Origin of the sequence: Gordonia aquimaris, assembly GCF_026262595.1 — a bacterium.
Taxonomy (GTDB): Bacteria; Actinomycetota; Actinomycetes; order Mycobacteriales; family Mycobacteriaceae; genus Gordonia; species Gordonia tangerina.
Window position 1 is genome coordinate 1 of record NZ_JAPKFM010000020.1, and the last position, 26,180, is coordinate 26,180.

At 66.6% G+C, this 26,180-nt stretch carries 24 protein-coding genes; 19 read left to right on the forward strand and 5 right to left on the reverse strand.

The window, feature by feature from the left end:
- Nucleotides 1-112 precede the first annotated feature (112 nt).
- Nucleotides 113-304, reverse strand: coding sequence for a 50S ribosomal protein L28 (gene rpmB / locus OSB52_RS17285; RefSeq protein ID WP_124706538.1), 192 nt, complete (start codon nt 302-304; stop codon nt 113-115).
- A 240-nt stretch (nt 305-544) separates the two neighbouring features.
- On the opposite strand from rpmB, the gene OSB52_RS17290 reads away from it, so the two are divergent.
- Genes OSB52_RS17290 through OSB52_RS17300 form a run of 3 tightly spaced genes read left to right on the forward strand, consistent with a single transcriptional unit; the run spans nt 545 to nt 5,225 of the window.
- The gene (locus OSB52_RS17290; RefSeq protein WP_235722627.1) at nt 545-2,212 is read left to right on the forward strand and encodes a DAK2 domain-containing protein; all 1,668 of its coding nucleotides are present in this window, start codon (nt 545-547) and stop codon (nt 2,210-2,212) included.
- Nucleotides 2,212-4,470, forward strand: a complete 2,259-nt coding sequence (recG, locus tag OSB52_RS17295) for an ATP-dependent DNA helicase RecG (RefSeq protein ID WP_266062919.1) — start codon at nt 2,212-2,214, stop codon at nt 4,468-4,470. Before OSB52_RS17290 ends, recG begins: the two co-directional genes overlap by 1 nt.
- Nucleotides 4,471-4,511: 41 nt before the next feature.
- Nucleotides 4,512-5,225 carry an HNH endonuclease family protein gene (locus OSB52_RS17300; RefSeq protein WP_266062862.1) on the forward strand — a complete coding sequence of 238 codons (714 nt, stop codon included), beginning with the start codon at nt 4,512-4,514 and terminating at the stop codon, nt 5,223-5,225.
- Here OSB52_RS17300 and OSB52_RS17305 read toward each other — a convergent pair.
- Complete coding sequence (locus OSB52_RS17305; RefSeq protein WP_235722630.1) at nt 5,205-6,350, reverse strand: MFS transporter; 1,146 nt, start codon at nt 6,348-6,350, stop codon at nt 5,205-5,207. The genes OSB52_RS17300 and OSB52_RS17305 overlap by 21 nt on opposite strands.
- Nucleotides 6,351-6,362: 12 nt before the next feature.
- Nucleotides 6,363-7,637 (reverse strand): HNH endonuclease, encoded by a 1,275-nt coding sequence (locus tag OSB52_RS17310; protein ID WP_235722791.1) that lies wholly within the window; start codon nt 7,635-7,637, stop codon nt 6,363-6,365.
- Nucleotides 7,638-8,604: 967 nt separating this feature from the next.
- Between OSB52_RS17310 and zapE the strand changes: the two genes are divergently transcribed.
- The 12 genes from zapE (at nt 8,605) to holA (ending at nt 20,452) form a co-directional block, all read left to right on the forward strand.
- Nucleotides 8,605-9,612 carry a cell division protein ZapE gene (gene zapE, locus OSB52_RS17315; protein WP_266062863.1) on the forward strand — a complete coding sequence of 336 codons (1,008 nt, stop codon included), beginning with the start codon at nt 8,605-8,607 and terminating at the stop codon, nt 9,610-9,612.
- A gap of 123 nt (nt 9,613-9,735) precedes the next feature.
- Entirely contained in the window at nt 9,736-11,013 is a 1,278-nt protein-coding gene (locus tag OSB52_RS17320; RefSeq protein WP_235722632.1) for a glutamate-5-semialdehyde dehydrogenase, read from the forward strand.
- Entirely contained in the window at nt 11,013-11,933 is a 921-nt protein-coding gene (locus OSB52_RS17325; protein WP_235722634.1) for an AAA family ATPase, read from the forward strand. Before OSB52_RS17320 ends, OSB52_RS17325 begins: the two co-directional genes overlap by 1 nt.
- Nucleotides 11,933-13,363, forward strand: coding sequence for a vWA domain-containing protein (locus OSB52_RS17330; RefSeq protein WP_266062864.1), 1,431 nt, complete (start codon nt 11,933-11,935; stop codon nt 13,361-13,363). The genes OSB52_RS17325 and OSB52_RS17330 overlap by 1 nt, the downstream gene beginning before the upstream one ends.
- A 52-nt stretch (nt 13,364-13,415) precedes the next feature.
- Entirely contained in the window at nt 13,416-14,120 is a 705-nt protein-coding gene (gene nadD / locus OSB52_RS17335; protein WP_235722637.1) for a nicotinate-nucleotide adenylyltransferase, read from the forward strand.
- Nucleotides 14,121-14,181: 61 nt separating this feature from the next.
- Nucleotides 14,182-14,544 (forward strand): ribosome silencing factor, encoded by a 363-nt coding sequence (rsfS, locus tag OSB52_RS17340; protein WP_160901019.1) that lies wholly within the window; start codon nt 14,182-14,184, stop codon nt 14,542-14,544.
- Complete coding sequence (locus OSB52_RS17345; RefSeq protein WP_235722639.1) at nt 14,541-15,254, forward strand: histidine phosphatase family protein; 714 nt, start codon at nt 14,541-14,543, stop codon at nt 15,252-15,254. Before rsfS ends, OSB52_RS17345 begins: the two co-directional genes overlap by 4 nt.
- Nucleotides 15,251-16,012, forward strand: coding sequence for a diglucosylglycerate octanoyltransferase (gene octT / locus OSB52_RS17350; RefSeq protein ID WP_235722641.1), 762 nt, complete (start codon nt 15,251-15,253; stop codon nt 16,010-16,012). Before OSB52_RS17345 ends, octT begins: the two co-directional genes overlap by 4 nt.
- Nucleotides 16,013-16,021: 9 nt before the next feature.
- On the forward strand, nt 16,022-16,870 hold the full coding sequence (locus OSB52_RS17355; RefSeq protein WP_235722643.1) for a DegV family protein: 849 nt from the start codon (nt 16,022-16,024) through the stop codon (nt 16,868-16,870).
- Between the two features lie 105 nt (nt 16,871-16,975).
- Nucleotides 16,976-17,974, forward strand: coding sequence for a ComEA family DNA-binding protein (locus tag OSB52_RS17360; RefSeq protein ID WP_266062867.1), 999 nt, complete (start codon nt 16,976-16,978; stop codon nt 17,972-17,974).
- Nucleotides 17,971-19,482, forward strand: a complete 1,512-nt coding sequence (locus OSB52_RS17365; RefSeq protein ID WP_235722646.1) for a ComEC/Rec2 family competence protein — start codon at nt 17,971-17,973, stop codon at nt 19,480-19,482. The genes OSB52_RS17360 and OSB52_RS17365 overlap by 4 nt, the downstream gene beginning before the upstream one ends.
- Entirely contained in the window at nt 19,475-20,452 is a 978-nt protein-coding gene (gene holA, locus OSB52_RS17370) for a DNA polymerase III subunit delta (protein WP_235722647.1), read from the forward strand. Before OSB52_RS17365 ends, holA begins: the two co-directional genes overlap by 8 nt.
- Nucleotides 20,453-20,515: 63 nt before the next feature.
- Here the strand turns inward: holA and rpsT are convergent, their stop codons facing one another.
- Nucleotides 20,516-20,776, reverse strand: coding sequence for a 30S ribosomal protein S20 (gene rpsT, locus OSB52_RS17375; RefSeq protein WP_235722648.1), 261 nt, complete (start codon nt 20,774-20,776; stop codon nt 20,516-20,518).
- Nucleotides 20,777-20,937: 161 nt separating this feature from the next.
- Between rpsT and OSB52_RS17380 the strand changes: the two genes are divergently transcribed.
- The 4 genes from OSB52_RS17380 (at nt 20,938) to OSB52_RS17395 (ending at nt 25,768) form a co-directional block, all read left to right on the forward strand.
- Entirely contained in the window at nt 20,938-22,068 is a 1,131-nt protein-coding gene (locus OSB52_RS17380; protein ID WP_235722649.1) for a sulfotransferase family protein, read from the forward strand.
- A 66-nt stretch (nt 22,069-22,134) separates the two neighbouring features.
- The gene (locus tag OSB52_RS17385; RefSeq protein WP_235722650.1) at nt 22,135-23,940 is read left to right on the forward strand and encodes a circularly permuted type 2 ATP-grasp protein; all 1,806 of its coding nucleotides are present in this window, start codon (nt 22,135-22,137) and stop codon (nt 23,938-23,940) included.
- Nucleotides 23,940-24,923, forward strand: a complete 984-nt coding sequence (locus OSB52_RS17390; protein ID WP_266062869.1) for an alpha-E domain-containing protein — start codon at nt 23,940-23,942, stop codon at nt 24,921-24,923. The genes OSB52_RS17385 and OSB52_RS17390 overlap by 1 nt, the downstream gene beginning before the upstream one ends.
- Nucleotides 24,920-25,768 (forward strand): transglutaminase family protein, encoded by an 849-nt coding sequence (locus tag OSB52_RS17395; protein ID WP_235722652.1) that lies wholly within the window; start codon nt 24,920-24,922, stop codon nt 25,766-25,768. The genes OSB52_RS17390 and OSB52_RS17395 overlap by 4 nt, the downstream gene beginning before the upstream one ends.
- Nucleotides 25,769-25,771: 3 nt before the next feature.
- Here OSB52_RS17395 and OSB52_RS17400 read toward each other — a convergent pair whose 3' ends face one another.
- A complete protein-coding gene (locus OSB52_RS17400; protein ID WP_235722653.1) occupies nt 25,772-26,176 on the reverse strand; it encodes a type II toxin-antitoxin system PemK/MazF family toxin in 405 nt (134 codons plus the stop codon).
- Nucleotides 26,177-26,180: the final 4 nt, after the last annotated feature.

Consider the following 26,180-nt stretch of genomic DNA (forward strand, 5'->3'; position numbering starts at 1 on the left):
CTAGTGCCAACGCACAAAGACCCGACTCCCAGGGCCGAGCTAGTGTTCGCTCGGGGAGTCGGGTGCAATGTGGATGTCGGTTCGACGCCGACGGCCGAGGCCGTCGGGAGCGTCAGACGCGAGCGGTCTTGCCGGCCTTCAGGCAGGAGGTGCACACGTTCTTGCGCTTGCGGTTCCCCGGCGCGACCTCGACGCGCACCGACTGAATGTTCGGGTTCCACCGGCGGTTCGTGCGGCGGTGCGAGTGTGACACCGACTTGCCGAAGCCCGGTCCCTTGCCGCAGATGTCGCAGACGGCAGCCATCGTCGAACTCCCTTGTGTTGATGAAAGTGGTCGTGTTCTGCCCGCAGTTCCACGATCGGCGACGGGCGTCGACGGGCACAGTTGCAAGGCAACCCTGCAAGAGTAGCCGGAAGGACCCGACCCGGCCAAATCGCGGCGCCAGGAGCGGGCAGATGGTGGCACCGTGGCCGTCGGGGCGTCCGAGTAACCTCGAACACATCCGGCCAACGGCCATCGTCACTGCCAACGTTAAGGGGTTTCATGGAGTCGGTGTTCGACGGTGGTCGCATCAGGATGATGAATCCGCAGCTGTTGCGGGATTGGGCGCACACCGCGGTCGACGGGCTCGAGACGCTGCGGGGCGAGATCAACGACCTGAACGTCTTCCCGATCCCGGACTCCGACACGGGCAGCAACATGCTCTTCACGATGCAGGCCGCTGCCGACGGCCTGGCAACGCTGTCCGAGGATGCGAGCACCCCGCAGGTGGCCCGGGCGATGGCCGACGCGGCGATCGCACAGGCCCGCGGAAACTCCGGCATCATCCTCTCGCAGGTGCTCATCGGTCTGGCCGATGCCGCCGAGCTGATGCCCGACCAGACCCAGGTGACTTTCAACCAGCTGTGGGCCGCGGGGTTGCGGCTCGGGTCGCTGGCGGCGATGCGGGCGGTCAGCGAACCCCGGGAGGGCACCGTCCTCACGCTGATCCGGACCGCAGCGGAGACCGCCGCGGCGCACGTCTCCGAGTCGGCGGGCGACCTGGCCCGGGCGGTGGCCGATGACTGCGCCGATGCGCTCGAGCGCACACCGGAGCAAATGCCCGAGCTCGCCGAGGCCGGTGTCGTCGACGCAGGTGGGCGGGGATTCCTCGCACTGGCCGATGCCATGGTCGCGGTGTTGACCGGTGTCGCGCAGCGCCGGCGCCGTTACCGGGGGATCCTGATTGGTGGTGGTGTCCCGGGGCATCAGGGCAACGACGCCTGTACCGGCGGCAGCGACATGGACTTCGAGGTGATGTACTTCCTCGACGGTGCCGCCGGCGATCAGGTCGGGTCGTTGCGTCAGGTCCTCAACGAGATCGGCGATTCCGTGGTGATCGTCGGGGACAGTTCGACCGGGGGCGAACGATTCTCGGTCCACGTGCACACCAGCGACCCGGGACGGGCGGTCGAGGAGGGTGCGGCCCGCGGACCCGTCGCCGAGGTCCGGATCAGTTGCTTTGCGCTCGACGCGATTCGTGCCCAGACCGACACAGCCGAACCGCCGCCCCGGCACAAGCGAGCGGTGGTCGCGGTGGTGACCGGCGAAGGTGCCGACGAATTGTTCACCGAGGCCGGGGCCGCGGTACTACGCGCAGACGCCGGACTCGCGCCGGAGGCTCTGACCGAGGCGATTCGCGGAACCGACAGCGCACACGTGGTGGTGATGGCCAACGGCAAACTGAGCTCGCAGGACCTGGTCACGGTCACGGCGGCCACGCGGTCCGCGCAGCGTTCGGTGGTGTTTCTGCCGACCTCGTCGATGGTGCAGTGCCTGTCGGCGCTGGCCGTACACGATCCCACCGAGGCGCCCGATCCCGACACCTATGCGATGGCAGAAGCTGCCGCAGGTACCCGCTGGGGTTCGCTGGTGCGGGCCGACAGCCGGATCATGACGCTCGCCGGTACGTGTGAGGTCGGGGATGTCCTGGGCATGATCGGGTCCGATGTGCTGGTGATCGCGCCCGACCAGACCGGGGCGGCGACCGCGCTGGTCGACCTGATGCTCGCCACCGGTGGTGAAATGGTCACTGTGATGGCGGGTTCCGGGGTGGACGACGCCGCGCTGGATGCGCTCGCCGAGCAGATGCGCCGCAGCTACGCGGGTGTGGAACTCGCCATCTACCGGACCGGCCAACCCGATCAGCTGCTGCAGGTGGGGGTCGAGTGATGGTGGCGATGGCCGACGGTCTCGAGACGGTGGTGAGCCCCAAGGTCGCCTCGCAGATCTCGACACTGGGCATCGTCACGGTGGGGGAGCTGCTCCGCTACGCTCCGCGCAGATACGTGCGACAGGGTCAGCTCTCCAACCAGGAGATGCCCGTGGAAGACGATTGGCTGACGATCGTCGGCCGCGTCACCGGCGCCAGCATGATCCCCATGAAGAAGCGGTCCGGGAAGTTCTTGAAGGTGACTGTGACCGACGACGATTACACCTACGTCGCGAACTTCTTCAACGCCCGCTTCATCCAACACCGGATCAAGCCGGGGGCCAGGGTGCTGATGGCGGGCAAGGTGAAGATCTTCCGAGGCCAGATACAGCTGTCCCACCCGGAGTGGGCAGTGTTGCCCGATGGCGAGGCCGGCGTCGACGGCGTGGTCGGTTCGGCGATGCTGGCGCAGATGCTCGGCGCGGAGGCGGAGTCGCTCGACGAGTCGGGCAACACCGCTGCCGAAGCACTGGTGGATCGGTCCATCATCCCGATCTACCCGGCCACCAAGGACATCCAGACCTGGACCATCGGGGCGGCAATTGCGCGCACACTGGCCGCGGTCGAGCGCAGCGGCGCGCAGGCCGACGCCCTCACCGACCAGCAGCAGAGATCGCGCGGGCTGATCAGCACGGCCGAGGCGCTACACAAAGTGCATCTGCCCGAGACCGAGGACGACATCGAGGCGGCGCGGGCGCGATTGAAGTTCGACGAGGCGCTGGCCATCCAGACTGTGCTCGCCCAACGGCGGATCGCCGGCCGCACCGAGAACGGACCGCCGTGCCCGCACGTCGCCGGCGGACTCGAGGACCGACTGCGCGAGCGTCTACCGTTCACCCTGACCGACGGCCAGCAGACCGTGGTGGCCGAGATCGCCGAGGACCTGGCGCGCGACACCCCGATGAGTCGTTTGCTGCAGGGCGAGGTCGGCTCGGGCAAGACGCTGATCTCCCTGCTGGCCATGCTCCGGGTGGTGGACAACGGACATCAGTGTGCGATCCTTGCTCCGACGGAAGTACTTGCCGCGCAGCACTATCGGACGATGACGTCGATGCTGGGCAACCTCGCGGAGGCCGGCGAGTTGACCGCGGCCGAAGGTGCGACCAAGATCGCGCTGCTCACCGGATCGATGAAGACCGCCGGCAAACGGCAGACGTTGCTCGACGTGGTGACCGGCGAGGCCGGCATTGTGGTGGGCACCCACGCGCTGCTCGAGGAGAACGTCGCATTCTTCGATCTGGGCATGGTGGTGGTCGACGAGCAGCACAGATTCGGTGTCGAACAGCGGGACACGTTGCGCGGCAGAGGTAAAGACCGGCTGATGCCGCACTTCCTGGTGATGACCGCGACACCCATCCCGCGAACCGTCGCGATGACAGTTTTCGGCGACCTGGACACCTCGGTGCTCACCGAACTACCCAAAGGCCGCCAGCCCATCAAGACGTCAGTGGTCCCGATGCGTAACTCGGCCTGGGTGGACCGCGCGTGGACGCGCGCGGCCGAAGAGATCGCCCAGGGCCGCCAGGTGTACGTGGTGTGTTCGCGAATCGGCGACGATCCCGACGGTAAGAAGAAACCGAAGGGACGCAACGAGGAATCGGAACCGCAGAGCACCTCGGTTCTCGACCAGTACACCGAGTTGTTGGGTGGGCCGCTCAGTGGCCACCGGATCGAGATGTTGCACGGACGCCTGCCCGCCGAGGAGAAGAACGCGATCATGGACGCGTTCGGTCGTGGTGAGATCGATGTGGTGGTCTCGACCACTGTCATCGAGGTCGGCGTGGACGTGCCCAACGCGACGATGATGGTGGTTGTCGATGCGGAACGATTCGGGGTCAGTCAGCTGCATCAGTTGCGTGGCCGCGTAGGCCGTGGCAGGCACCCCGGCCTGTGTCTGCTGATGACCTCGGCCAAGGACATCTCGCAGTCGATGCAGCGACTGCGGGCGGTGGAGGCTTCCACCGACGGGTTCGAACTGGCCCGCGTGGATCTCGAGCAGCGCAGGGAGGGTGACGTTCTCGGGTCGCTGCAGTCCGGTGGTGTCTCCTCGCTGCACTTCCTGTCGCTGCTGGCGGACGGCGATGTGATCGCTGACGCCCGCGAACTCGCCGACGACGTGGTGGGGGCCGACCTGCCCCTGGCCGATCACAGGCCGCTCGCCGACCTCGTCGACGCCGTGCTGGTCCCCAACAAGGTCAAATACCTCGACAAATCCTGACCAGAGCGGAACCGAACACGCGGCTGCCGCGTCCAACTGTCATGGTGTCGGGCGCCGCGTGGCCACTGCGGTGGTGGCTGATCCTCGTCGGCAGCGTGCTGACCGCGGTGATCGTGGCCGGAGGTCTGACGGTGTCCGGGCGCGGAGCGCCCACCGACCCGGCGGCGGGCGGCGCAGCGGGTGCGGCCTCGCTGCGACTCGCGGGCCTGTCGGTGACCGACCGCCGCCCCGAGCGCTCGGACTACCAGCGTGCGGCATTCGGGGCCGCCTGGACCGACGCTGTGACGGTGACGGGTGGCGGAAACGGGTGCGATACCCGAAATGACGTCCTGGCGCGCGACTTGGTCGATGTGCGTCGAGCCGTCCTCGACAGTTGCCCTGACGCCGTCGTCGCCGGCGAGTTCCGTAGCCCGTACACCGGTGAGTTCATCGTCTTCCGCCGCGACCGACGTCCCGGCGCCGTGCAGATCGATCACATCGTTCCGCTGGCATACGCCTGGGACATGGGTGCGTGGGCGTGGCCGCAAACGGCGCGGATGAATCTGGCGAACGACCCCGCGAACCTGGTCGCCGCCGACGCGGCCTCGAACCTCACGAAATCCGATCAGGCCCCGGCCGAGTGGATGCCACCCAATCGGGGGTTCCACTGCCAGTACGTGACTCAGTTCGTCATGGTGATGGCCGCCTACCAGCTCCCTGTCGATCGTCGGTCGCGTGATGTGATGGCGCAGGTTCTACGGTCCTGCGGTGCCTGACACGGGGGAGGACGGACTGGGCGGGGAGACGAACCGCCCGCACACGAGGGTCACGACAGCGATGGCTGCTGCCATTGCGAGGAACGCATCGGCGTAGCCGAGTCGGCCGACGAACCAACCGAATCCGACGGCACCGAGACCGAGTCCGCCGTCATAGGCGATATTCCAGATGATGCTGGCGGTCCCGCTGCGATCTGGGCCGAGACGTTGCACTGTCACGACGAACGAATCATTCTGGCAGGAACCGAAACCGGCGCCCAACAACGCGGCACCGAGGATCAACGACCAGCCCGGTCCGTCCAATGATGTTCCGATGATGGTGCAGCCCAGCGCGGCGATGAGCACCGAGAGCACCAGCAGTCGCCCCGCACCGCGCCGATCACCGTGGAATCCGGCACCCAGCCGCCCTGCCACCAAGGTGACGGAGCCGGCGAGGAGTGCGGCGGCGACAGTTGCAGCGCTCGGTCCGGACAGCGGCAGGAATGTGGTGGTGGCGCCGAAGGCGCCCGCGACCATCACGAACACCACGATCGGGACCGTGATCGGCCGCACGTCCGATATCGACGGCAGTCGGAAACGCCCGTACAGTCCGCTCGGAAGCAGGCAGGCGATGACCGCGCCTGCCAGGGCCGCTGCTCCGGCGATGTAGAACACGAGGTGATAGCCGAGGACGTCGACGGCCCACACGCCGCCGGCCAACGCGCCGATGTTCGGCAGCGCCGCAGCGGCACCGTAATAGCCCGAATACGAGGCGAGTTTCCGGGGACCGGCGAGGTCGGCCACGATCACCGCCCCGGAGATGACGATGAAGGCGAAGCCGATACCGCGGATGACGGTGATCAGCACGATCGGTACGGCGTCGGTCGCCAGCGGATACAGCGGCGTCGGGCCACCGAGCAGGACGGCGCCGAGCACCATCATGGTGCGCAGTGGTACGCGTCGGAACAACCACGGCATCGACAGCTGTGTCGCCACGGTGGCCGCCATCATCGCCCCGGTGGTGGCACCGACCACCACACTTCCGGCGCCACCATTCGACGCCCACATCGGTACCACGGGAAGTAACGCGGCGTAGTTGACGAAGGCCAGAAAGGTGGCGCCCATCAAGGCCACGAGATTGCTCATGGCACCAGGGTTTCACGCAGCGTTGAGCAGTGCGAGCAGGTGGGACTCGACGACGCTCGTGGTGTCCGGAACGTGACCGACCGACGGTGGCGCGGTCGACAGGTGAAGGCCGTCGGTGGGTGTATGGATCTCCATTCGGTGGCCGCCGGCGGTCTCGACCACCGCGTACCGCCAGCCGCCCGCCTCCTTCGCCAGGTTGTGCGCGCGGCACGCGCCGTCGCCGTTGACGTCGGTGGTGGCGCCGCCGTGTCGATGCGGGTGGGCGTGATCGGTCTCGGCGATCGGTGCGCCGCAATACGGTGTGCGGCACATTCGGTCACGCATGGCGATGAAATGCGCCAACGCCTTGGGGAATGTGCGCGACCGCGCGTCCATGGAGACCAGCGTGCCGTCGCGCGGGCGCGCGAACAATCGTCGCAGCGACGATCTCGTCGTCCCGTCGGTACCTTCGGCAATCATCTGTCGCGCCAGGCTGCCCGGGATCGGGCCGAATCCGGGGATCTCCGCCGCCTCATGGCTGTTGGTGAGCATGGTGCGTTCGGACATGACCACGTTCACCGACACCGGGACCTTTTCGGCGTAGTCCTGGCCGGTGACCCGCTCGACAAGGGTGTCGGCCATGATCTGCGCGTGGGTTCGATCGTCACCCCCGACCGTCGCGTCGGCATGTGCCTTGAGTGACGCGTACACCGCGACTCCCTGCTTCAGGGGTAGCAGCGCCGAGAGTTTCGTCATCAGATCCGGGGCGGGGCGCACCCCGACCCGACGGTCCTTCTCCGCCCGGGCCGACCGCGCGACCACGGCGTGTGGATCGAGTTCGTAGGCGTGCTTTTTGGCCGAGGCCTCGAGTGCGCGATCGCTGACGCCGTCGAGTGTGGCCGGATCGGCACACATGCGTCGATCGATCTCGGTTCGGGTTTCTTTTGTCAGATAAGCGGTTTCACGGACCAGGATGGTGGCGCGCCATTCGGTGAGCGTCCCGGAGGTCAATGCCCGCATCGTGTGCGGCATCTCGTGGGCGAGAGCCCGTGCGAAACCCAGGTATTGACTGCCTTTTCGCGGGGACACCTTGCGTGCGAGACCGACCTCTGCCGACAGGCCGCGTCCGCGCCGGGATGCCGGCACGTTGCGCATCTGCTCGTCGGCGTCACGCAACTCCTCGAGTCGCGCCGTCTCACGCACTTGTGCGGCAGCGCACGCCGACTTGATCTCCTCGAGCAATGTCAGACGCTTGGTCGCAGCGGCCTCGGTGTCGGCTACGGCAAGCGATGCAATCGAATCCGGCATGGAGCGCAGGAAGTCGGGCGCAGCCGGCGTCTCTGCAGCAGGTTCGGCGTTACCCGGCGTCACAACCGATACGTCCACCGACATCGACCCCCCGATCGACTGATTCGAACTCACGTTCGATGCTACGCCGCGATCGTGACCGGCGCAACCGTTATTTACCAGTGCATCGGTGACAGTTCTGTATCAAGACATTGGTGACATTGTGGGTGGTCATGGTGGTGAGACTTGTGCAGCGAGGCTCGCGTGGTGGCTGCTCGTGAAACGATTGACCCTATGGTGCGTCTGGCTATCTCATGGCTCGCTGCAGGAGTCACATTTATCAGAAGCGGACAACCATGCGGATGTTCTGCTGCGGAACCGTCACCGATGTCCTGATATAGGACACGTGATTGGCGAAACGGAGACGAGCTGCAAGCTGGTGAGGGCTGCTTAGCGGCCGTAGTGCACTCCAATACCCGACAAATGCTGCACCCGAGGGAAATCCAACCGCACGAAACTGATCGGGGTGATGCCTGCACCGCTTGGCTCCGATGGCGCACAATGGTCCTGTGGGAGCGAAGAGCAACGAGGCGACGTTCCGCTTCACGCTGCCGGCTCACTTGCACGGGCCCGACTCAGCGAGCAGATGAAAAGGCTGTACTCGAAAGGGCCCGCGATGCTGGAGCTGTATCCATCGGCGACCTAAATGTCAGCGACAGTATCTCCGTCGGTGACGGCACCTGCCAGTACTCGGTTCGAGTTCGGTTGTACTTCGGTGGCACTGCCTTCGCTCGAGCCTCATCATTTTCCGGCCGGGCTCAACGACGTCGGGGCCTCTGAGAACACTCGTCCTGGCCAGTAGCGTCTGCTTGGCCGCGGCCGCGATATGGCTTGATATCCCGATCAGCAGTGGTTTGTGCAGTGCGACGTCGCACACAGTATTGCTTCGACACGTAGCGGGCGTGCAACTATCGGTCAGGTGCCCGCTGTGCGTCAGAGCATCGTAGAAGCAATCGATATCTCTGCCACCCAGGCCGGTATCGTTCTAAACGCCGACCAGAAGCGGCTTACTGAACGACTCGCCATGCTCGCCCAGCCCGATGGTCGTCGACTCCGAGCCCGCCGAAACCAGAGTTCACGTGGACTATATGTCCACGGGCCGGCCGGCCGCGGAAAATCTTGGCTGGCTCAAGCCTATTTCGATGAAGCGACCGTGCCGAAAACCCGGGTCCACTTCCACAACTTCTTCGACGAGTTGCACCTTCGCGTACACGACTCCCGCGATGATCCTAGAGCGCTAGAATCCGCGCTCAGTGAACTCCTCGGGCCAAGTCGCCTGCTGTTCTTCGACGAGTTTCATGTCCACGATTCTGGGGACGCTCGCCTTCTCACACGCCTTCTCGAGTTCGTGTTCGCTCGGCAGCTCACGGTGCTGGTCACCTCGAACTATGCGCCGGAATCCCTATTGCCCAATCCCATCTGGCACCACACCTTCGAGTCTGGTATCGCGATGATCAAGAACCACCTCGACGTATTCCACCTCGACGGTCCCACCGACTACCGGACGCAGTCACCACACCACACCACGGGCTTCGCGTCCGGCAAGTGGCTGACCGATTCGGCGCCCGGTAGCTATCCATCCGCCGACGAGAAAGCGACGCTCACGGTCCGGGGTCGACAATTCGCTGCCCTCGCTGTCCGTAATGGTCAGCTATGGATCTCGTTCGGTCAGCTGTGCGACTCACCACTATCGACGATCGAATATCTCTACTTGGCCGACGCGTTCGGTGACTGGGTCGTAACCGACATCCCGCTGTTCGACGAGGTGGGCCGCGAAGCGCAGCAGCGGTTTATCAACGTCATCGACATCTTGACCGACACCGATACCCCCGCCACATTCATCTCAACACACACCCTCGACGAGTTCCTCGCGACTGATACCGCGCGCCCGGACGCCTTCCGCATGGCCAGCCGACTCCAGCTACTTCGTGGCTAGCAGCGAGAACAACTCGTCCCACATCATCACGTCTCGATACCAGCTCAGCCGGGATTGGGGCACTTCCGGACGCACCGCTACTCTGGTGGGCGACATATTTCCGCAGGCGAAGTCGAGGATTCCATGAGTGCACCCACCGCCGATTCGGGCGTGGTGGCGACCGACGTCGAAGAGGTCGTCGCGGGTCTGGCCAAGGCCGCCAAGGTCGCGTCGCAGGCCCTGGCCGGGTTGACGACCGCGGCCAAGAACGAGGTTCTGCTCGCAGCGGCCGAGGCCATCGAGGCCGACAGTGAAGCGATCCTGGCCGCGAATGCCGCCGACATCACCCGCGCGGACAACGACGGCACCGAGGCCAGCCTGATCGACCGGCTGCGGCTGACCCCGGAACGCATCACCGGAATTGCCGACGGACTCCGCCAGGTGGCGGTCCTACCGGATCCGATCGGCACCGTCGTGTCGGGCAAGACGCTGCCCAACGGCATGGAATTGCGTCAGCTCCGGGTGCCGCTCGGTGTAGTCGGCATGGTGTACGAAGCGCGGCCGAACGTGACCGTCGACGCCTTCGGTATCGCCTTCAAGTCGGGCAATGCGGTGCTGCTGCGCGGTTCGTCGTCCGCCGCGAACTCGAACGCCGAACTCGTCCGCATCCTGCGTGAGGTGTTGCGCGACAAAGGTGTCAACGCCGACGCCGTTGCGCTGCTGCCGAGCGAGGACCGGTCGAGCGTCACCGCTCTCATCCGTGCCCGCGGCCTGGTCGACGTGGTGATCCCGCGCGGGGGCGCCGGACTGATCAATGCAGTCGTGGCCAATGCCACCGTGCCCACCATCGAGACCGGCACGGGCAATTGTCATGTCTACGTGCACGCACTCGCCGACCTCGACGTTGCCACGCGCATCGTGTTGAACTCCAAGACACGGCGGCCAAGCGTGTGCAACACCGCCGAGACGGTACTCATCGACAAGGCCGTGGCGTCCGACGCGTTGCCGAAGATCTCGCAGGCCCTGCAGGCGCAGGGCGTGGTGATCCACGGTGATGAACCCGGTATGGAGCCGGCGACGGACACGGACTGGGCCGAAGAGTATCTGTCGATGGACATCGCGATGAAGGTCGTCGACGACCTGGATGCGGCGGTCGCCCACATCGACACCTGGGGGACCGGTCACACCGAGGCGATCGTCACCACCGATCTGGCCGCCGCGCGGGAATTCACCTCGCGGGTCGATGCGGCGGCGGTGATGGTCAACGCGTCGACCGCGTTCACCGACGGTGAGCAGTTCGGGTTCGGTGCCGAGATCGGCATCTCGACACAGAAACTGCATGCGCGCGGTCCGATGGGGCTGCCGGAACTCACCTCGACGAAGTGGACCGTCTGGGGCGACGGCCACATCAGGCCCGCCTGATGGCCGAGACGACCGCCGCGACCGGCGGGCCCACCACCGTGCCATCGTTCACCGACGTCGCCGACGTCACCACACGGCTGCGCGACACCGGCTATCTCGCCGACGACGCCACTGCCACGTCGACGTACCTGGCCGACCGGCTCGGCAAACCGCTCCTGGTGGAAGGCCCCGCCGGCGTCGGCAAAACCGAACTGGCGCGGGCGATCTCGCAGTCGACGAATGCCGAGTTCATCCGGCTGCAGTGTTATGAAGGCATCGACGAGGCGCGGGCACTCTACGAGTGGAACCACGCCAAACAGATCCTGCACATCCAGGCCACCGGGACACGAGACTGGGACGAGGCGAAGAGCGACATCTTCTGCGAGGAGTTCCTGTTGCCGCGTCCGCTGCTACGGGCCATCTCGAGATCCGAACCGACGGTGCTTCTCATCGACGAGGTGGACAAGGCCGACGTCGATGTGGAGGGTCTGCTCCTCGAGGTGCTCAGTGACTTCGCGGTGACCATTCCCGAGATGGGCACGGTTGCCGCCACCCGGCGGCCGATCGTCATCCTCACGTCCAATGCGACCCGCGATCTCTCCGAGGCGCTGAAGCGTCGGTGCCTGTACCTCTACATCGACTTCCCCGACTCGGTCCGCGAACGCGAGATCCTGGCGTCGCGGGTGCCCGGGTTGCCGGACGCTCTCGCCGCGGAACTGGTGCGGGTCGTCGGTGTGTTGCGCACCCTCGACATCCGCAAGAAGCCGTCGGTGGCCGAGACCATCGACTGGGGCAACACCCTGCTGGCGCTCGGCGCGGGGGAATCGACTACGGGCTCCGGCGCGACTCTTGACGACGGTCTGATCGCGCGCACCCTGGGTGTGGTGCTCAAGCACCGCCCGGATCTGAAGACGGCGTTCAAAGAACTCAAGTTGGGCTGATGTCCCCTCCGGCGCAGGCGGCACCCGAGGTGCCGTTGATCGATCATCTGACCGGTTTCGTCGACGAGCTGCGGGCCCGCGGTATCGTCGTCGGGCCGTCGTCGCTCATCGACGCGGCGCAAGCCGTGGAGGTGCTCGATCTGCTCGACCGTCGCACCTTGCGGGAGGGACTGGCCGCCACCCTCATCAGCGATCAGATGCATCGCCGGGTGTTCGACACCGTCTTCGACCTGTGGTTTCCGCTGGGCACCGGCGCGCGCACCGCGGTCTCCGAATTGCCGAGAACGCAGGACGGCGAGGTGGATGTGGAGGCGATCCGCGACCAGCTGGCCGAGTTGCTCGCCGACGAGTCGCCCGATGCGGACGCGCGGCTCGCGCAGATGGTGGCGCTCATCGTCGACCAGCTCGGACGTTACGATTCCACCCGCGGCGAGGCGTACTCGGCCTATCAGGCGTTGTCGCAGATCAGTCCGCAGACGCTGATCGCGCGGATCGCGGCCGCGATGGCCGGCGGTGGCGACGACGACTCGCTCGGCGACCGCGCGGGTACCGAGCCCCGCTACCGGAGTGCGGCGCGCGCCCGATCGGCCGATCTGCGTGCTGCGATCGAGGCGGAGACGCAGCGGCGGATGGCCGGTGCCAAGGGCCGTGAACGGGTCGCGGAGTATGCCGTGCCGCAGCTGCCGGAGAACATCAATTTCCTGTCGGCCGGTGCGTCGGACCTCGCCGAAATCCGACGCACGATCGAGCCGCTGGCACGGCTGTTGGCGGCGAAGCTGGAAGTTCGTCGCCGCCGATCGCATCGTGGCGCGGTCGACGTGCGCAAGACGTTGCGGGCATCGATGTCGACCGGCGGTGTGCCGATAGAGCTCACGCATCGCAAACCCCGACCGGGGCGTCCGGAGCTCACCGTCATCTGTGACGTGTCGGGCTCGGTGGCGGGTTTCTCCCAGTTCACGCTGCGATTGGTGTATGCGTTGCGTCAACAGTTCTCGAAGGTCCGGGTCTTCGCCTTCGTCGACACCGTCGACGAGGTGACCGACTTCTTCGACCGGGGTTCCGACGACGAGGACTTCGGTGCCAGCATGCATCGGATGATCACCACGGCCCGGATCAGCACCCGCGATGGACACTCCGACTACGGCAACATGCTCAATGGCTTCGTCGAAGAATACGCCGACTCGCTGACCCACCGTGGGGCACTGCTGATCCTCGGCGACGCCCGCAACAACTACCACGATCCGCGGCTGGGAGCGCTCCGTGAACTCGTCGACCGTGCCCGACATGCGTACTGGCTCAATCCCGAGGCCGAGCGCAATTGGGGCACCGGGGACTCCGCCGCGACAGAGTATGCCGAGGGCATCGAGATGTTCGAATGTCGCAACGCCACCCAGCTCGGACGAGTGATCGCCGACCTGCTGCCGGTGTGATCTGCAGCGGGTCACCGGGTGCCGTGTGGTCGACCGCGTAAACTCACACGTCATGGCCACCGACGGGCAGACGTCCACGCGACCGCGCGCACGCCGCATCGGCATCATGGGTGGCACGTTCGATCCCATCCACAACGGTCACCTGGTGGCCGCCAGTGAGGTGGCCCATCGGTTCTCCCTGGACGAGGTGATCTTCGTCCCGACCGGAAGACCCTGGCAGAAGCTGGGTGAGGACGAGGACGGCCACGTCATCGACGCGGCGAGGGCGGTCAGTCCGGCCGAGGACCGCTACCTGATGACGGTCATCGCGACCGCATCGAATCCGCGCTTCAGCGTGAGCCGCGTCGACATCGAACGTGACGGCGACACCTACACCGTCGACACACTGCGTGATCTCCGCAAGCACCATCCCGACGCCGAGCTGTTCTTCATCACCGGCGCCGATGCGCTGGAATCGATCCTGTCCTGGCAGGACTGGGAGGGATTGTTCGAACTCGCGCACTTCATCGGCGTCAGCCGACCCGGCTACGAACTGCACGCCAAGCATCTCGCTGCGCACCTCGGTTCGCTGCCGCCGGATACGTTGCAGATGCTCGAGATCCCGGCGCTGGCGATCTCGTCCACGGACTGCCGCGCCCGCGCCGCGCGCGGGCGTCCGGTCTGGTATCTCGTTCCCGACGGAGTCGTCCAGTACATCGCCAAACGCAAGCTGTACCGTGCGCCGAAGGCGTCCTCGCCGGGGGTGTCCGCGCCCTGATCTCACTGCGACGACCAGACCTGCCTCACACACCGCACCGCACCCCGACGGAAGGACTCCAGTGACTGCCTCAGCCGAAGCGCTGCAGATGGCCACCGTGGCGGCACACGCCGCCGCCGACAAACTCGCCCACGATGTCACGGTCATCGATGTCTCCGAACAACTCGTCATCACCGACATCTTCGTGATCGCGTCGGCCGACAACGAACGGCAGGTGACCGCGATCGTCGATGAGGTGGAGGACAAACTGCGCGAAGCCGGTCACAAACCCGTGCGGCGGGAAGGCACCCGTGAGGGCCGGTGGGCGCTCATCGACTACGCCGACATCGTCGTACACATCCAGCACACCGACGAGCGGCAGTTCTACGCGCTGGAGCGGCTCTGGAAGGACTGCCCGGTCATCGACGTGGACGGCCTCGCGTGAGCGGCGGACCGGACAGTCACGACACCTCCGTGGAACGTCTCACGCCGGTGGTCCGTCGGCTGATCCTGTTGCGTCACGGGCAGACCGACTACAACGCGACGAGCCGGATGCAGGGGCAGCTGGACACGGAGCTGTCGACGTTGGGCCGGCGCCAGGCCGAGGACGCCGCGGTCGCGTTGGCCGATCGCGCACCTATGCGCATCCTGTCCTCCGATCTGACCCGCGCCCGCGACACCGCCGAGGCGTTGGCGCGGCGGACAGGGCTCACGGTCACCACCGACAAGCGCCTGCGTGAAACACATCTCGGTGACTGGCAGGGCATGACCCACCTCGAGGTGGATGCCGAGATGCCGGGGGCGCGGCGCATCTGGCGCGACGACGCGTCCTGGGCGCCACCGAACGGCGAGAGCCGAATCGACGTCGCGACCCGGGCCACCCCGCTGGTGGATGAGCTCGTGAACATCGTCGACGGCTGGGGCAGTGGTGAACGACCTGAGGCCCCGGTGGTGCTCGTCGCTCACGGCGGCGTCATCGCCGCGATGACCGCGGCACTGCTGGACCTGGACCGGAAGTCGTGGCCGGTGTTCGGCGGACTCGCGAACACCAGTTGGGTGCAACTGTCCGGCCACGGCGTGCCCGGCAGTGCGCCACGGTGGCGATTGGACGTCTGGAACGCCTCGGCCGAGGTGGCCGACGCGGGCGTGCAGTGACGATCCTGGTCTTGTCGGACTCGCTGGCCTACTACGGGCCGACCGGTGGCCTGCCCGCCGACGACACCCGAATCTGGCCGTCGCTGGTCGGGGTGGGATGCGATCGCGATGTGGCGCTGTTCGGACGGATCGGCTGGACCAGCCGAGATGTCTGGTGGGCTCTCACCCAGGACCCCAACATCTGGGCGGCAGTACCGACCGCGGAGGTGGTGGTGCTGGCTTTCGGCGGGATGGACAGTCTGCCGTCGCCACTGCCCACCGCGGTGCGCGAACAGATCCGCTACGTGCGACCGGCGCGGCTGCGTCAGGTGGTGCGCGACGGCTACTCGTGGTTGCAGCCTCGCCTGTCCACAGTCGGATGGCCACTGGCACTGCCGCCGTCGGTCACCGTCGAATACCTCGAGAAGATCCGGGCCGCGCTCGCCGAGTTGCGGCCCGACCTGCCCATCGTGCTGTGTCTGCCGCCGACACATCGCAGTCCGTACTACGGATACGTGCACTCGGGCCGGATACCGACCACGGCGGCGATGCTCGCTTGGGGGCGCTCCCACGATTTGCGCATCGCCGACTTCTACCCGGTCACCCGCGACGCGTTCGAGCAGCGGCCCGAGACGATGAACCCCGACGGCATTCACTGGGGATTCGACTGTCATCGGCGCATCGCCGACGAGGTCATCGGGGTGGTGCGCGAGGCGCTGACCACACCTGGCCGCAACGGTGCCGACGGGCCCCCGGCCGCCCCGAAACCGACCGGCTAACGTAGACGCGTGCCAGTCGTCGTCGTCACCGATTCATCTTCGCGCCTGCCCGCCGAGATCGCCGACCACTACGGTATCCGGCAGGTGCCGTTGCACCTGACGCTGGACGACGAGGATTATCGCGAAGGCGTGGACGAGATGCCCGCAGACATCGTCTCTCACCCGGGTGTGACGACCTCAGGGGCCAATCCGCACGAACTCGGCACCGCTTACGAACAGGCGCTGGCCGACAGCGACGGCGACGGAGTGGTTGCGGTCCACATGTCGCGTCGCCTGTCGGGAACCTGGAGCGCCGGCCGGCTGGCCGCTGAGAAGTACTCCGGACAGGTCCGCATCGTCGATTCACGGTCGGTGGGCCTGGCCGTCGGCTTCACCGCGATCGGTGCGGCGCAGGCGGCGAATGCCGGCGCCGATCGCGATCGCGTCTACGAATCCGCGATCCGACAGGCCGCCACCATCGACTCGATGCTGTGCGTCCATCAACTCGAGAATCTCCGACAGAGCGGCCGGATCAGCGCAGCGAGCAAGATGCTGGGTTCGGCGTTGTCGATCAAGCCGATCCTGCACATGGTCGACGGCGTGCTCACTTTGCGTGAACGCCACCGGACCTTCTCCAAGGCGCTGGAAAAAATGGCCGACGCGGCGGTCGAGTCAGCGGCCGGCCGGCCGGTGACCCTCGGTGTGCAGCACTGCGAATCACCCGAGCTCGCATCCGAATTCGCCGATTCCATCGCCGATCGATTTCGCGAGGTGACGTCACGGGTGATCGTCGATCTCGGTCCGGTGCTGGGCTGCCACGTGGGGCCGGGGGCCATCGGGGTGACACTGGCCACCAACCTCGAACCGATCGAACTGTAGATTCTCGGCGCGGCCGAATCCACAGCCGCCGGTTGATCCACAGATCTCTGTCGGCAGCCGACGTGCGGACTGAATCGACGACGATCGGTTCTAGCCTCGACGGGCATGAGCACAACCTCGCCGCGGCGCCGGTCCGGTCTGGATCGACTCGACTCCCGTGCCCCGAATCAGACCGTTGTGGAGTCGGAAATATCTGCGCGGCAAGAAATTCCAGATTCGTCGGAGGTGGATGACGATGGGGTCGACACCGTCGGCGTCGGCGGTCCGTGGCCGGTCACGGCCGTACCCACCTGGTACGCGCCGGTCGGCGACGCCGAGCGATCCGGGGAGCAACTCAGCGTCGGCGATCGGTTCGGTGCCCTCGACGCAGAGGACGTCGACGACGAACCGCGCCGACGTTTTCTCGTCGCGCCACCGGCCGCGATCGCCCTGATCCTGGTGGGGATCGCGGCGTGTGCCGTGGCGGGGTTCTCGCTCCTGCGCGCCGGAACGGACACGGCGACTCCGGTGGCGTTCCCGGCGACCGCCGGACCGTCGGCCGGCGTTGCCGCCGACCCGACCCAGGTGTCCTCGCCGCAGACTGCGGCACCCCAGCCGCCGACCCAGGCCGCCGAACTGGTGGTCAGCGTGGTGGGACTGGTGCATCGCCCGGGGCTGGTGCGGCTGGCAGCCCAGGCGCGCGTGGCCGACGCGATAGCTCGTGCCGGTGGGGCGCGGAAGGGAGCGGATCTGCTGTCGCTCAACCTGGCTCAACGCCTCAACGACGGTGACCAGGTTCTGGTCGGCTACGGCGGCGACGGTGGGCGGATGGCGCTGCGCAGTGCTGTCGTCGGCGGCGGGCAGTCGGGTGCGGCTGAGTCGGGCTCGTCGGCGGGGCGCAGCGACACATCGGCGACCGACAACGCGCCGGGAGGGAAGGTGAATCTGAATTCCGCGACCGAGGCGCAACTCGATGAACTGCCCGGTGTCGGACCGGTGACGGCACAGGCCATTCTGGCCTGGCGTGAGGCCAACGGACGATTCACGTCGGTCGACCAGCTCGCCGAGGTCGATGGCATCGGGCCCACCCGGTTTGCGCGGCTGCGCGATCTGGTGACGGTGTGACCGCTGGGCGTGTGGCCCGGAGTGTCGTGCCGAGTGGCGACTACCGGCTGGTGGTGCCCGGGGCGAGCACCTGGACGGTGACCTTGCTGATCCTGTTCGGCCCGCGCGCGGTGGTGTGGCCGGTGCTGGTTGTCGGCGTGCTGGTCTGTGCGGCCTGCGCACTCGCCGTCCGCCGGGCGTGGGTGACTTGGGCGACGGTGTCGCTGGTGGTGGTCGCGGCGGCGATGGCGACGGTGACCGCCGGGGCATTGGCGATGCGGCTGCAGGCTGCGACGGCTCACCCGCTGAGCGGGATCGAGGGCAAAGTGCGGATCAGTGCGGTGGTCGGCGACGACGCGATCATCATGGGTTCGTCCGCACGGGTGCGTGTCCGCGTGGATGTCTGCGAGTTGTCGGGACGCGCGGTCGCGCCGGCGTCGGCGGAGCTGACCGGTCCCGCTGCGAGCTGGTCGGAACTTTCTGTGGGTCAAAGCTTCTCGACTGTCGTCCGGGTGAGCCCGCCACGGCGGGGTGAGATGCTGGTGGCGCGGCTGTCCGCGGTGGCCGAGCCGCGGCTGCTTGGCCGGCCGCCGCCGCATCAGCGACTGGCGACCTTCATTCGCGCACGGCTGCAGCAGATCTCCGCGCGGGCTCTGGGGGTGGAGGCTGCCGGTCTGCTGCCTGGTCTGGTCCTCGGGGACACCAGTGGACTCGGGACCGAGGTGCGGTCGGACTTCCGCGCGGCGGGGTTGACCCACCTGGTGGCGGTGTCGGGCGCCAACTTCGCGATCGTTTGCGGAGCTGCGGTGCTGGCGGTGCGGATGCTGGGCGCGTCGCCAGGGGTGACGGCGGTGGTCGGGGCGATCGTGGTGGTGGCCTTCGTGATCCTGGTCCGCCCCTCTCCGAGTGTGCTGCGCGCGGCGATGATGGGCCTGATCGGACTGCTGGCGTTGATCCGGTCACGGCGAGCGCAGGCGTTGCCGGCGCTCGGGACGGCGGTGGTGCTCGGGTTGCTGTGGTGGCCGGAACTCGCCGCGGATCCAGGATTCGCGTTGTCGGTGATCGCGACCGCGGGACTGGTGCTGTGGTCGGCCCCGGTGCGAGATCGGTTGCGCCGCTGGCGAGTACCGGCCGGCGTTGCCGAGCTGCTGGCGATGGCGCTGGTGGCGCAGCTGGTCACCGCGCCTGTCGTCGCGATGATAGGTGGGCGGTTCAGCGTCGTCGGACTGGCCGCCAATGTGGCGGTCGCACCGATCGTCGGGGTGATCGCGATCATCGGCACCGGCGCCGCAGTGCTGGGTGCGATGGGCGGACCCAACGGCCCGGGCGCGGTGTGCGCCGAACTGATGATCCGTGCGCTGGCACCGGAATTGTGGTGGATGCTGAGCTGCGCCCGCGTACTGGGCCGTCTGTCGTGGGCGGCGATCGAGGTTCCCTCCGGAGTGCTCGGTGCGGTGATCGTCGCGCTCATGACCGTGTGCGCTCTCGGGGCGCTCCGCGCGGTCTGGCAGCATTGTCGTCGTGAGTGAACGCCTACATCTGTTGCTCGGTGATGACGACTTCCTGACCGGGCGGGTCATCAGTTCGATCACCGCACAACAGGCGGCAGCGGCCGGCACCGAGGTTCCGGTGACGCGGGTCCGCGCCGGCGATGTGACCGAGCACGAGTTGGCCGAATTGCTCAGTCCGTCGCTGTTCGCCGAGGATCGGATCGTCGTGGTGGAGTCGGCGGCCGAGGCGGGTAAGGAACCCGCCTCGCTGATCGCGCAGGCAGCGGGGGAGTTACCCGAGGGCATCACCCTGATGGTGATCCACACCGGCGGCGGTCGTGCGAAGTCACTGGTGCCCGCACTGAAGAAGGCCGGTGCCACCGAGCACGACTGCGCCGGGCCCAAGTGGCCGTCGGAGCGGATGGATTTCGTGCGCAAGGAGTTCCGCGTGCTCGGCGCCAAGGTGAGCAACGACGTGGTGGAACAGGTCGTCGAAGGGGTCGGTGCCGAGCTACGGGAACTGGCCGCGGCGTGTGCCCAGCTCGTGGCCGACACCGACGGGAAGGTCACTGTCGACGCGGTCCGCCTCTACTATCAGGGGCGCCCGGAGATCACCGGATTCGAGGTGGCCGACAAGGCGGTGACCGGTGACCGTCCGGGCGCATTGGAATCACTGGCATGGGCCGAACATCATGGGGTCCCGCGCGTGTTGCTCGCCGACGCGCTGGCCGAGGCCGTCCATGCGATCGCCCGGGTCCGCGCCATCGGTTCGATGGATCAATACGCGGCCGCATCCGAGCTCGGCATGCCGCCGCGGCGGGTCAAGAAGGTGCAGGCTCAGGCGCGCGCCTGGGATTCGGTGTCGATCGCGGCCGCGGTGCGGGTGGTGGCCCAGCTCAACGGCGACGTCAAGGGGCAGGCCGCGGACCCGGCGTTCAGTCTCGCGCACGCCGTCGCGGCGGTGGCGGACCTGCGTCCGGCGCCCGGACAACGCAGTTCACCCCGGTGACCGCGTGGACGTCACCGGGGTGAACCGAAAAGACTTCAGCTGATCTGAAAGAAAGAGTCGGGATCAGAGCTTGTTGACGGCGATGGCCATCGCCGACTTCTTGTTGGCGGCCTGGTTGGCGTGGATGACGCCCTTCGAGGCAGCCTTGTCGAGCTTGCGGCCGGCGGCACGCGACAGCTCGGCGGCCTTGTCCTTGTCGCCGGAGTCGACGGCTTCGCGGAAGCTGCGGATCGCGGTGCGCAGCGACGACTTCACCGACTGGTTGCGCTGACGGCGCTCCTCGTTGGTCCGGTTACGCTTCATCTGCGACTTGATGTTGGCCACGCGTGTATCCCTCTTGATCTGGTCGGTAGTTGTTTCGTTTCCAGCAGGTCGGGTGCCGTGAATCCGGTGGATCACGTCGACGCTGCGACAGCGATCGACTTTACCAGCAGGCGGCCACCCCGCCCAAATCGCGGACAGAGCCGATTAGGCTGGCGCTCATCATGTCAGTCGTCTTCATTCACATCGGCCTGCCCAAAACCGGCACAACCCACCTTCAGGATCGCCTCTGGCGTAACCGTGACCTGGCATTACGGTCATCGGGTCTGCTCTATCCGGGCAATCACATGACCGATCACTTCCATGCCGCCACCCATCTGCAGCCCGAGCGCTACCTGGACTGGGTGAACCCGGACTTCGATGACGCGTGGCCCAACCTTCTGGGTCAGATGAAGGCCTGGCCGGGAAAATCGCTACTCTCCCACGAGCTGTATGCGACGGCCACACCGCGACACATCGACACACTGATGTCGGACCTCTCCTTCGCCGACGAGATCCATGTCATCGCAACCGTCCGCGATCTGGCGCGGCAACTGCCCTCGGTGTGGCAGGAGAACATCAAGAACCAGCGGCGTGCCGATTTCGCCGAGTTCCTGGCGTCGGTGCGTGAGCACGGACCGGCGGTGCCCGGCTTCGTGCCACCGACCGACGGCGGCGAAGAGGAACCGTTCTGGGAGTTCCAGGACTATGTGCGGATCCTCGCCGACTGGGCCGACGCGGTGGGCCCGCAACGAGTGCATCTGGTGACCGTACCGACCCGCCGCGACACTCCCGGGGAATCGATCTGGGAGAGATTCCTGCGGGTACTCGACGTCGATCCGGCGCCGCTGACGATGGATGTGCCGAACCTGAACTCGTCGTTGCCGGCGGCACAGGCCGAGTACCTGCGCCGACTCAATCACCATCTGCAGCCGTCGGACGTGCATTGGAGCCGCTATGACGGGGTGGTCAAGGGTCAGGTCATCCAGATCCTGAAACGCGCGCACGGCGCGCCCCTGGGGCTCAGCGCAGAACAACGTGTCTGGGCGGCGAGCGCCGCCGATGACATGGTGGCGGCCGTCCGGTCGCGTGGCTACGTCGTCTCCGGCGATCTCGCCGATCTGGAGGTGTCCACCGCCGCGGGTGTCGACGCCGAGCCGCCGACCACGCAGGACATACTCGACGTCGCTGTCACGACCATGGCGGAGATGGTCAAGGAGGCGCCGATCCGTGACGACCGCCCAAGGCTGCGGACACGCGCGATGAACGTGGCGCGTCGTGCCCGGCGTCGGGTACGCGCGCTGCGCCGTCGGTGATCGGCGTGGCACGCCCGTGACCAACAGTCCTGCCGAATCGCGGTTTTTGTAGCACCATGTCAAGTTATGAGTCCCGCGCCGACGACCTCCGCCAGCAAGCGAGCCGCCAGCAAGGCCACGAAGTCCACCACGACTACTGGTAGCCCGGCGAACAAGTCGACCAAGGCCACCAAGTCGTCGTCCGGGCGAAAGTCCGACACCAAGGCCGCGGGCACCAAGGGGCGGTCCAAGGAACCGGCCAAACGTGCCAAGACCACGGTCCGTGAACCCAAGGCGATCGACAACACGATCTTCGCCGGATACTCGAAAGGGCCGTACGGCAAGGCCTTCGACGAGATGTTCGACGCCGACGGCGAGGTGCGCGCACCATACCGCGGCATCTACAAGGCGATGTCGGCCTACGATACGGCCGACCTCGACGTGCGGGTCGATGCACTCGGCCGCGCGTTCATCGATCAAGGTGTCACGTTCTCGCTGTCCGGCAAGGAACGACCGTTCCCGCTCGACGTTGTGCCGCGGGTGATCTCGGCGAGCGAATGGAGCAAGCTGGAAGCCGGTATCACCCAACGGGTGCAGGCCCTGGAGTTGTTCCTCGACGACATCTACGGCGAACAGGAGATCCTGCGCGACGGGGTGTTGCCGAAACGGCTTGTGCACTCGTGTGAGCATTTCCATCGGCAGGCCGCAAACATCCGTCCGCCCAACGGGGTTCGCATCCATGTCGCGGGTATCGACCTCATCCGTGACGAGAACGGCGATTTCCGGGTACTCGAGGACAACCTGCGATCCCCGTCCGGCGTCTCGTATGTGATGGAGAACCGGCGCACCATGGCGCGGGTCTTCCCGGATCTGTTCTCCTCGCATCGGGTGCGTGCGGTTGCCGACTATCCCAGTCACCTGTTGCGCGCGTTGCGGGCATCGGCGGCGTTCAACGAGGCCGATCCCAACATCGTGGTGCTCACCCCGGGTGTCGCGAACTCCGCCTACTTCGAACATTCGCTGCTGGCGCGACTGATGGGCGTCGAGTTGGTCGAGGGTCGAGACCTCTTCTGCCGCGACAACATCGTCTACATGCGCACCACTGAGGGTGAGCAGCGGGTGGACGTGATCTACCGCCGCATCGACGACGATTTCCTCGATCCGATGCAGTTCCGGCCGGATTCCATGCTCGGCGTCGCAGGCCTGCTGAATGCCGCCCGCGCCGGCAACGTGGTTATCTCGAGTGCGGTCGGCAACGGCGTCGGCGACGACAAGCTCATCTACACCTACGTTCCGGACATCATCGAGTACTACCTCGGTGAGAAACCCTCGTTGCAGAACGTGGACACGTTGCGGTGCTGGCTCGACGACGAGTGCGAAGAGGTGCTCGACCGGATCGACGAACTCGTGGTCAAACCGGTGGAGGGTTCCGGCGGCTACGGCATCGTGTTCGGTCCGGACGCCACCAAGGCAGAATTGAACACGTTGGCCCGCAAGGTACGCAACGACCCCCGCGGATGGATCGCACAGCCCGTCGTGCAGTTGTCGACGGTGCCGACCAAGATCGACGGGGAGGTGCGGCCCCGGCACGTCGACCTGAGGCCGTTCGCCGTCAACGACGGGGAGTCGGTGTGGGTTCTGCCCGGTGGTCTCACCCGCGTCGCCCTGCCCGAGGGATCGTTGGTGGTCAACTCCAGTCAGGGCGGCGGCTCCAAGGACACGTGGGTGCTCGCGTCGGCGCGCTCGTCGGAAGATCGTGAACTCTCCGGGGCGAAGGTGGTCAACGCCAGCGGGGTCGCCGCCGCCCGCCCGGCCGAGAACGCTCCCGACCCGCTGCACACCCAGACCCAACAACAGCAGCAGGGCCTCGAACAGCAGGGTGGTGAGCACTGATGATGTTGGCGCGCAACGCGGAATCGCTCTACTGGATCGGCCGCTACGTCGAACGTGCCGACGACATGGCACGCATTCTCGACGTCGCGATCCACCAGTTGCTCGAGGATGCGACTGTCGACGTGGACCGTCAGGCACGCCTGGTTATCCAGGTTCTGGGTCTGGACACGCCGAGTACCGACGATCTGATCGACGTGTGGGCCCTGACCGAGCGCGTCGCCTACGACAAGGACGCAATCGGTTCGATCGTCGACCTGATCCGGTCGGCCCGGGAGAACGCACGTGGTGCGCGTGAGGTCACGTCCAGCGAGATGTGGGAGTGCCTGAACACCACCTACAACGGTCTCAACGACGCCGAACGTCGGGCTCGCCGGCTCGGCCCGCACGAGTTCCTGTCCTACGTGAAGAACCGGGCCGCCATGTTCGCGGGACTCGCCGACGCCACCCTCAGCCACGACGACGGCTACCGGTACCTGCTGCTCGGGCGGTCGGTGGAACGCGTGGACATGACCATTCGGATGCTGCTGTCGCGCGCCGGCGATCGCGTCACGTCGCCGTCGTGGGTCAGTGTGCTGGTGTCAGCCGGTGCACACGACACCTTCCTGCGCACCTACCGAGGACGGCTCGACGCGGAGAACATCGTCGAGTTCATGTTGGTGGACAGGCTGTTCCCGCGGTCGGTGTTCCACGCGCTGCGGGTGGCCGAGCACAATCTGACCGAACTGGAGAAGCGGCCGAGCCGCGTCGGCACCCAAGCCGAGGCGTTGTTGCTCCTCGGCCGTGCGCGCAGCTCGTTGGAGTTCATCGAACCGGGCAATCTGCTCGAGGACCTGCAGGACCGTCTGCTCGATCTCCAGGACACCTGCCGCGCGGTCAACGAGGCGGTGACCGGCCAATACTTCCATGTGTCGCCGTATGTCTCGTGGGCCGACGCCCGCGTGAGCGATTCGGAGGACCACATGATCGAGGAGAGTGAACTGTGAGCTGGCGTCTACGCGTCGTCCATTCCACCGGATTCGCCTACAAGAGTCCGGTGACGTCGTCGTACAACGAGGCCCGCCTCACGCCCCGCAGCGACAACCGGCAAAACGTCATCATCAACCGGGTCGAGACGGTGCCGGCCACGAGGTCCTACCGCTACACCGACTACTGGGGCACTGCGGTGACCGCCTTCGACCTGCACGCACCGCACGAGGAACTCGAGGTGTCCGGCATGTCGGTGGTGGAGACCGAGGCCGGTGGCCGGGTCCCGGTCGCCGAGCAACGCACCTGGGACGACGTGCGCAGCGACTACGTCGAGGACCGCTACGACGAGATGCTCTCTTACACCGGGTACGTGCCGAAGAACCGACAGCTGGCCTCGGCGGCGACGCGACTTGCCAAAGGGCTCGATCCCGATGCGGCCGTCGAGGCGGTGTGCCGCTACGTGCACGAGGAGATGAAGTACGTGCCTGGCACGACCGGCGTGCACACCACCGCCGTCGACGCATGGAACGAACGCAAAGGTGTCTGCCAGGACTACGCGCACCTGTCGTTGCTGATGTTGCGCAGCCTCGGCATCCCCGCCCGATACGTCTCGGGGTATCTGCACCCGAAACCCGATGCGGCCATCGACAAGACGGTCGAGGGGCAGAGCCACGCGTGGATCGAGGCGTGGACAGGTGGTTGGTGGGGTTACGACCCGACGAATGCCACCGGCATCACCGAGCAGCACGTGTCGGTCGGAGTCGGACGCGACTACTCGGATGTGTCACCCCTGAAGGGGATCTACACCGGTGGCGGGGCAACCGATCTCGATGTCGTCGTGGAGATCACCCGGCTGGCCTAGCGGTCAGTGCCAGCCGAAGTCGGCGCGTAGACGGGCCGCGACCCGGTCGAACCGCGCACGATCGAGAATGGCGCCCTCGCGACGGATGCCGTGTTCGGCAACGACCAGGACCCGGTCGAGCCGAACGAAACTCTCCCGCCGCGACGCATCCCACACCCCGCTGCCGATACCCATCCAATCAGGGTCCTCGCGGTGATACTCCCTGCTGGACAGCATCAATCCGAGGAGATTCGCGCCGGACCGGCCGACAACGAGCACCGGGCGGTCCTTGCCCTGATCGGGATCATCCTCGTAGCGCACCCAGGTCCACACGATCTCGCCCGGATCGGCGGCGCCGTCGAGGTCAGGGGAGTAGCAGATCGCGCGCGCGAGAGTACGTGTCGCAGCGGTACGCGGAGTGAGTCGCATCGCG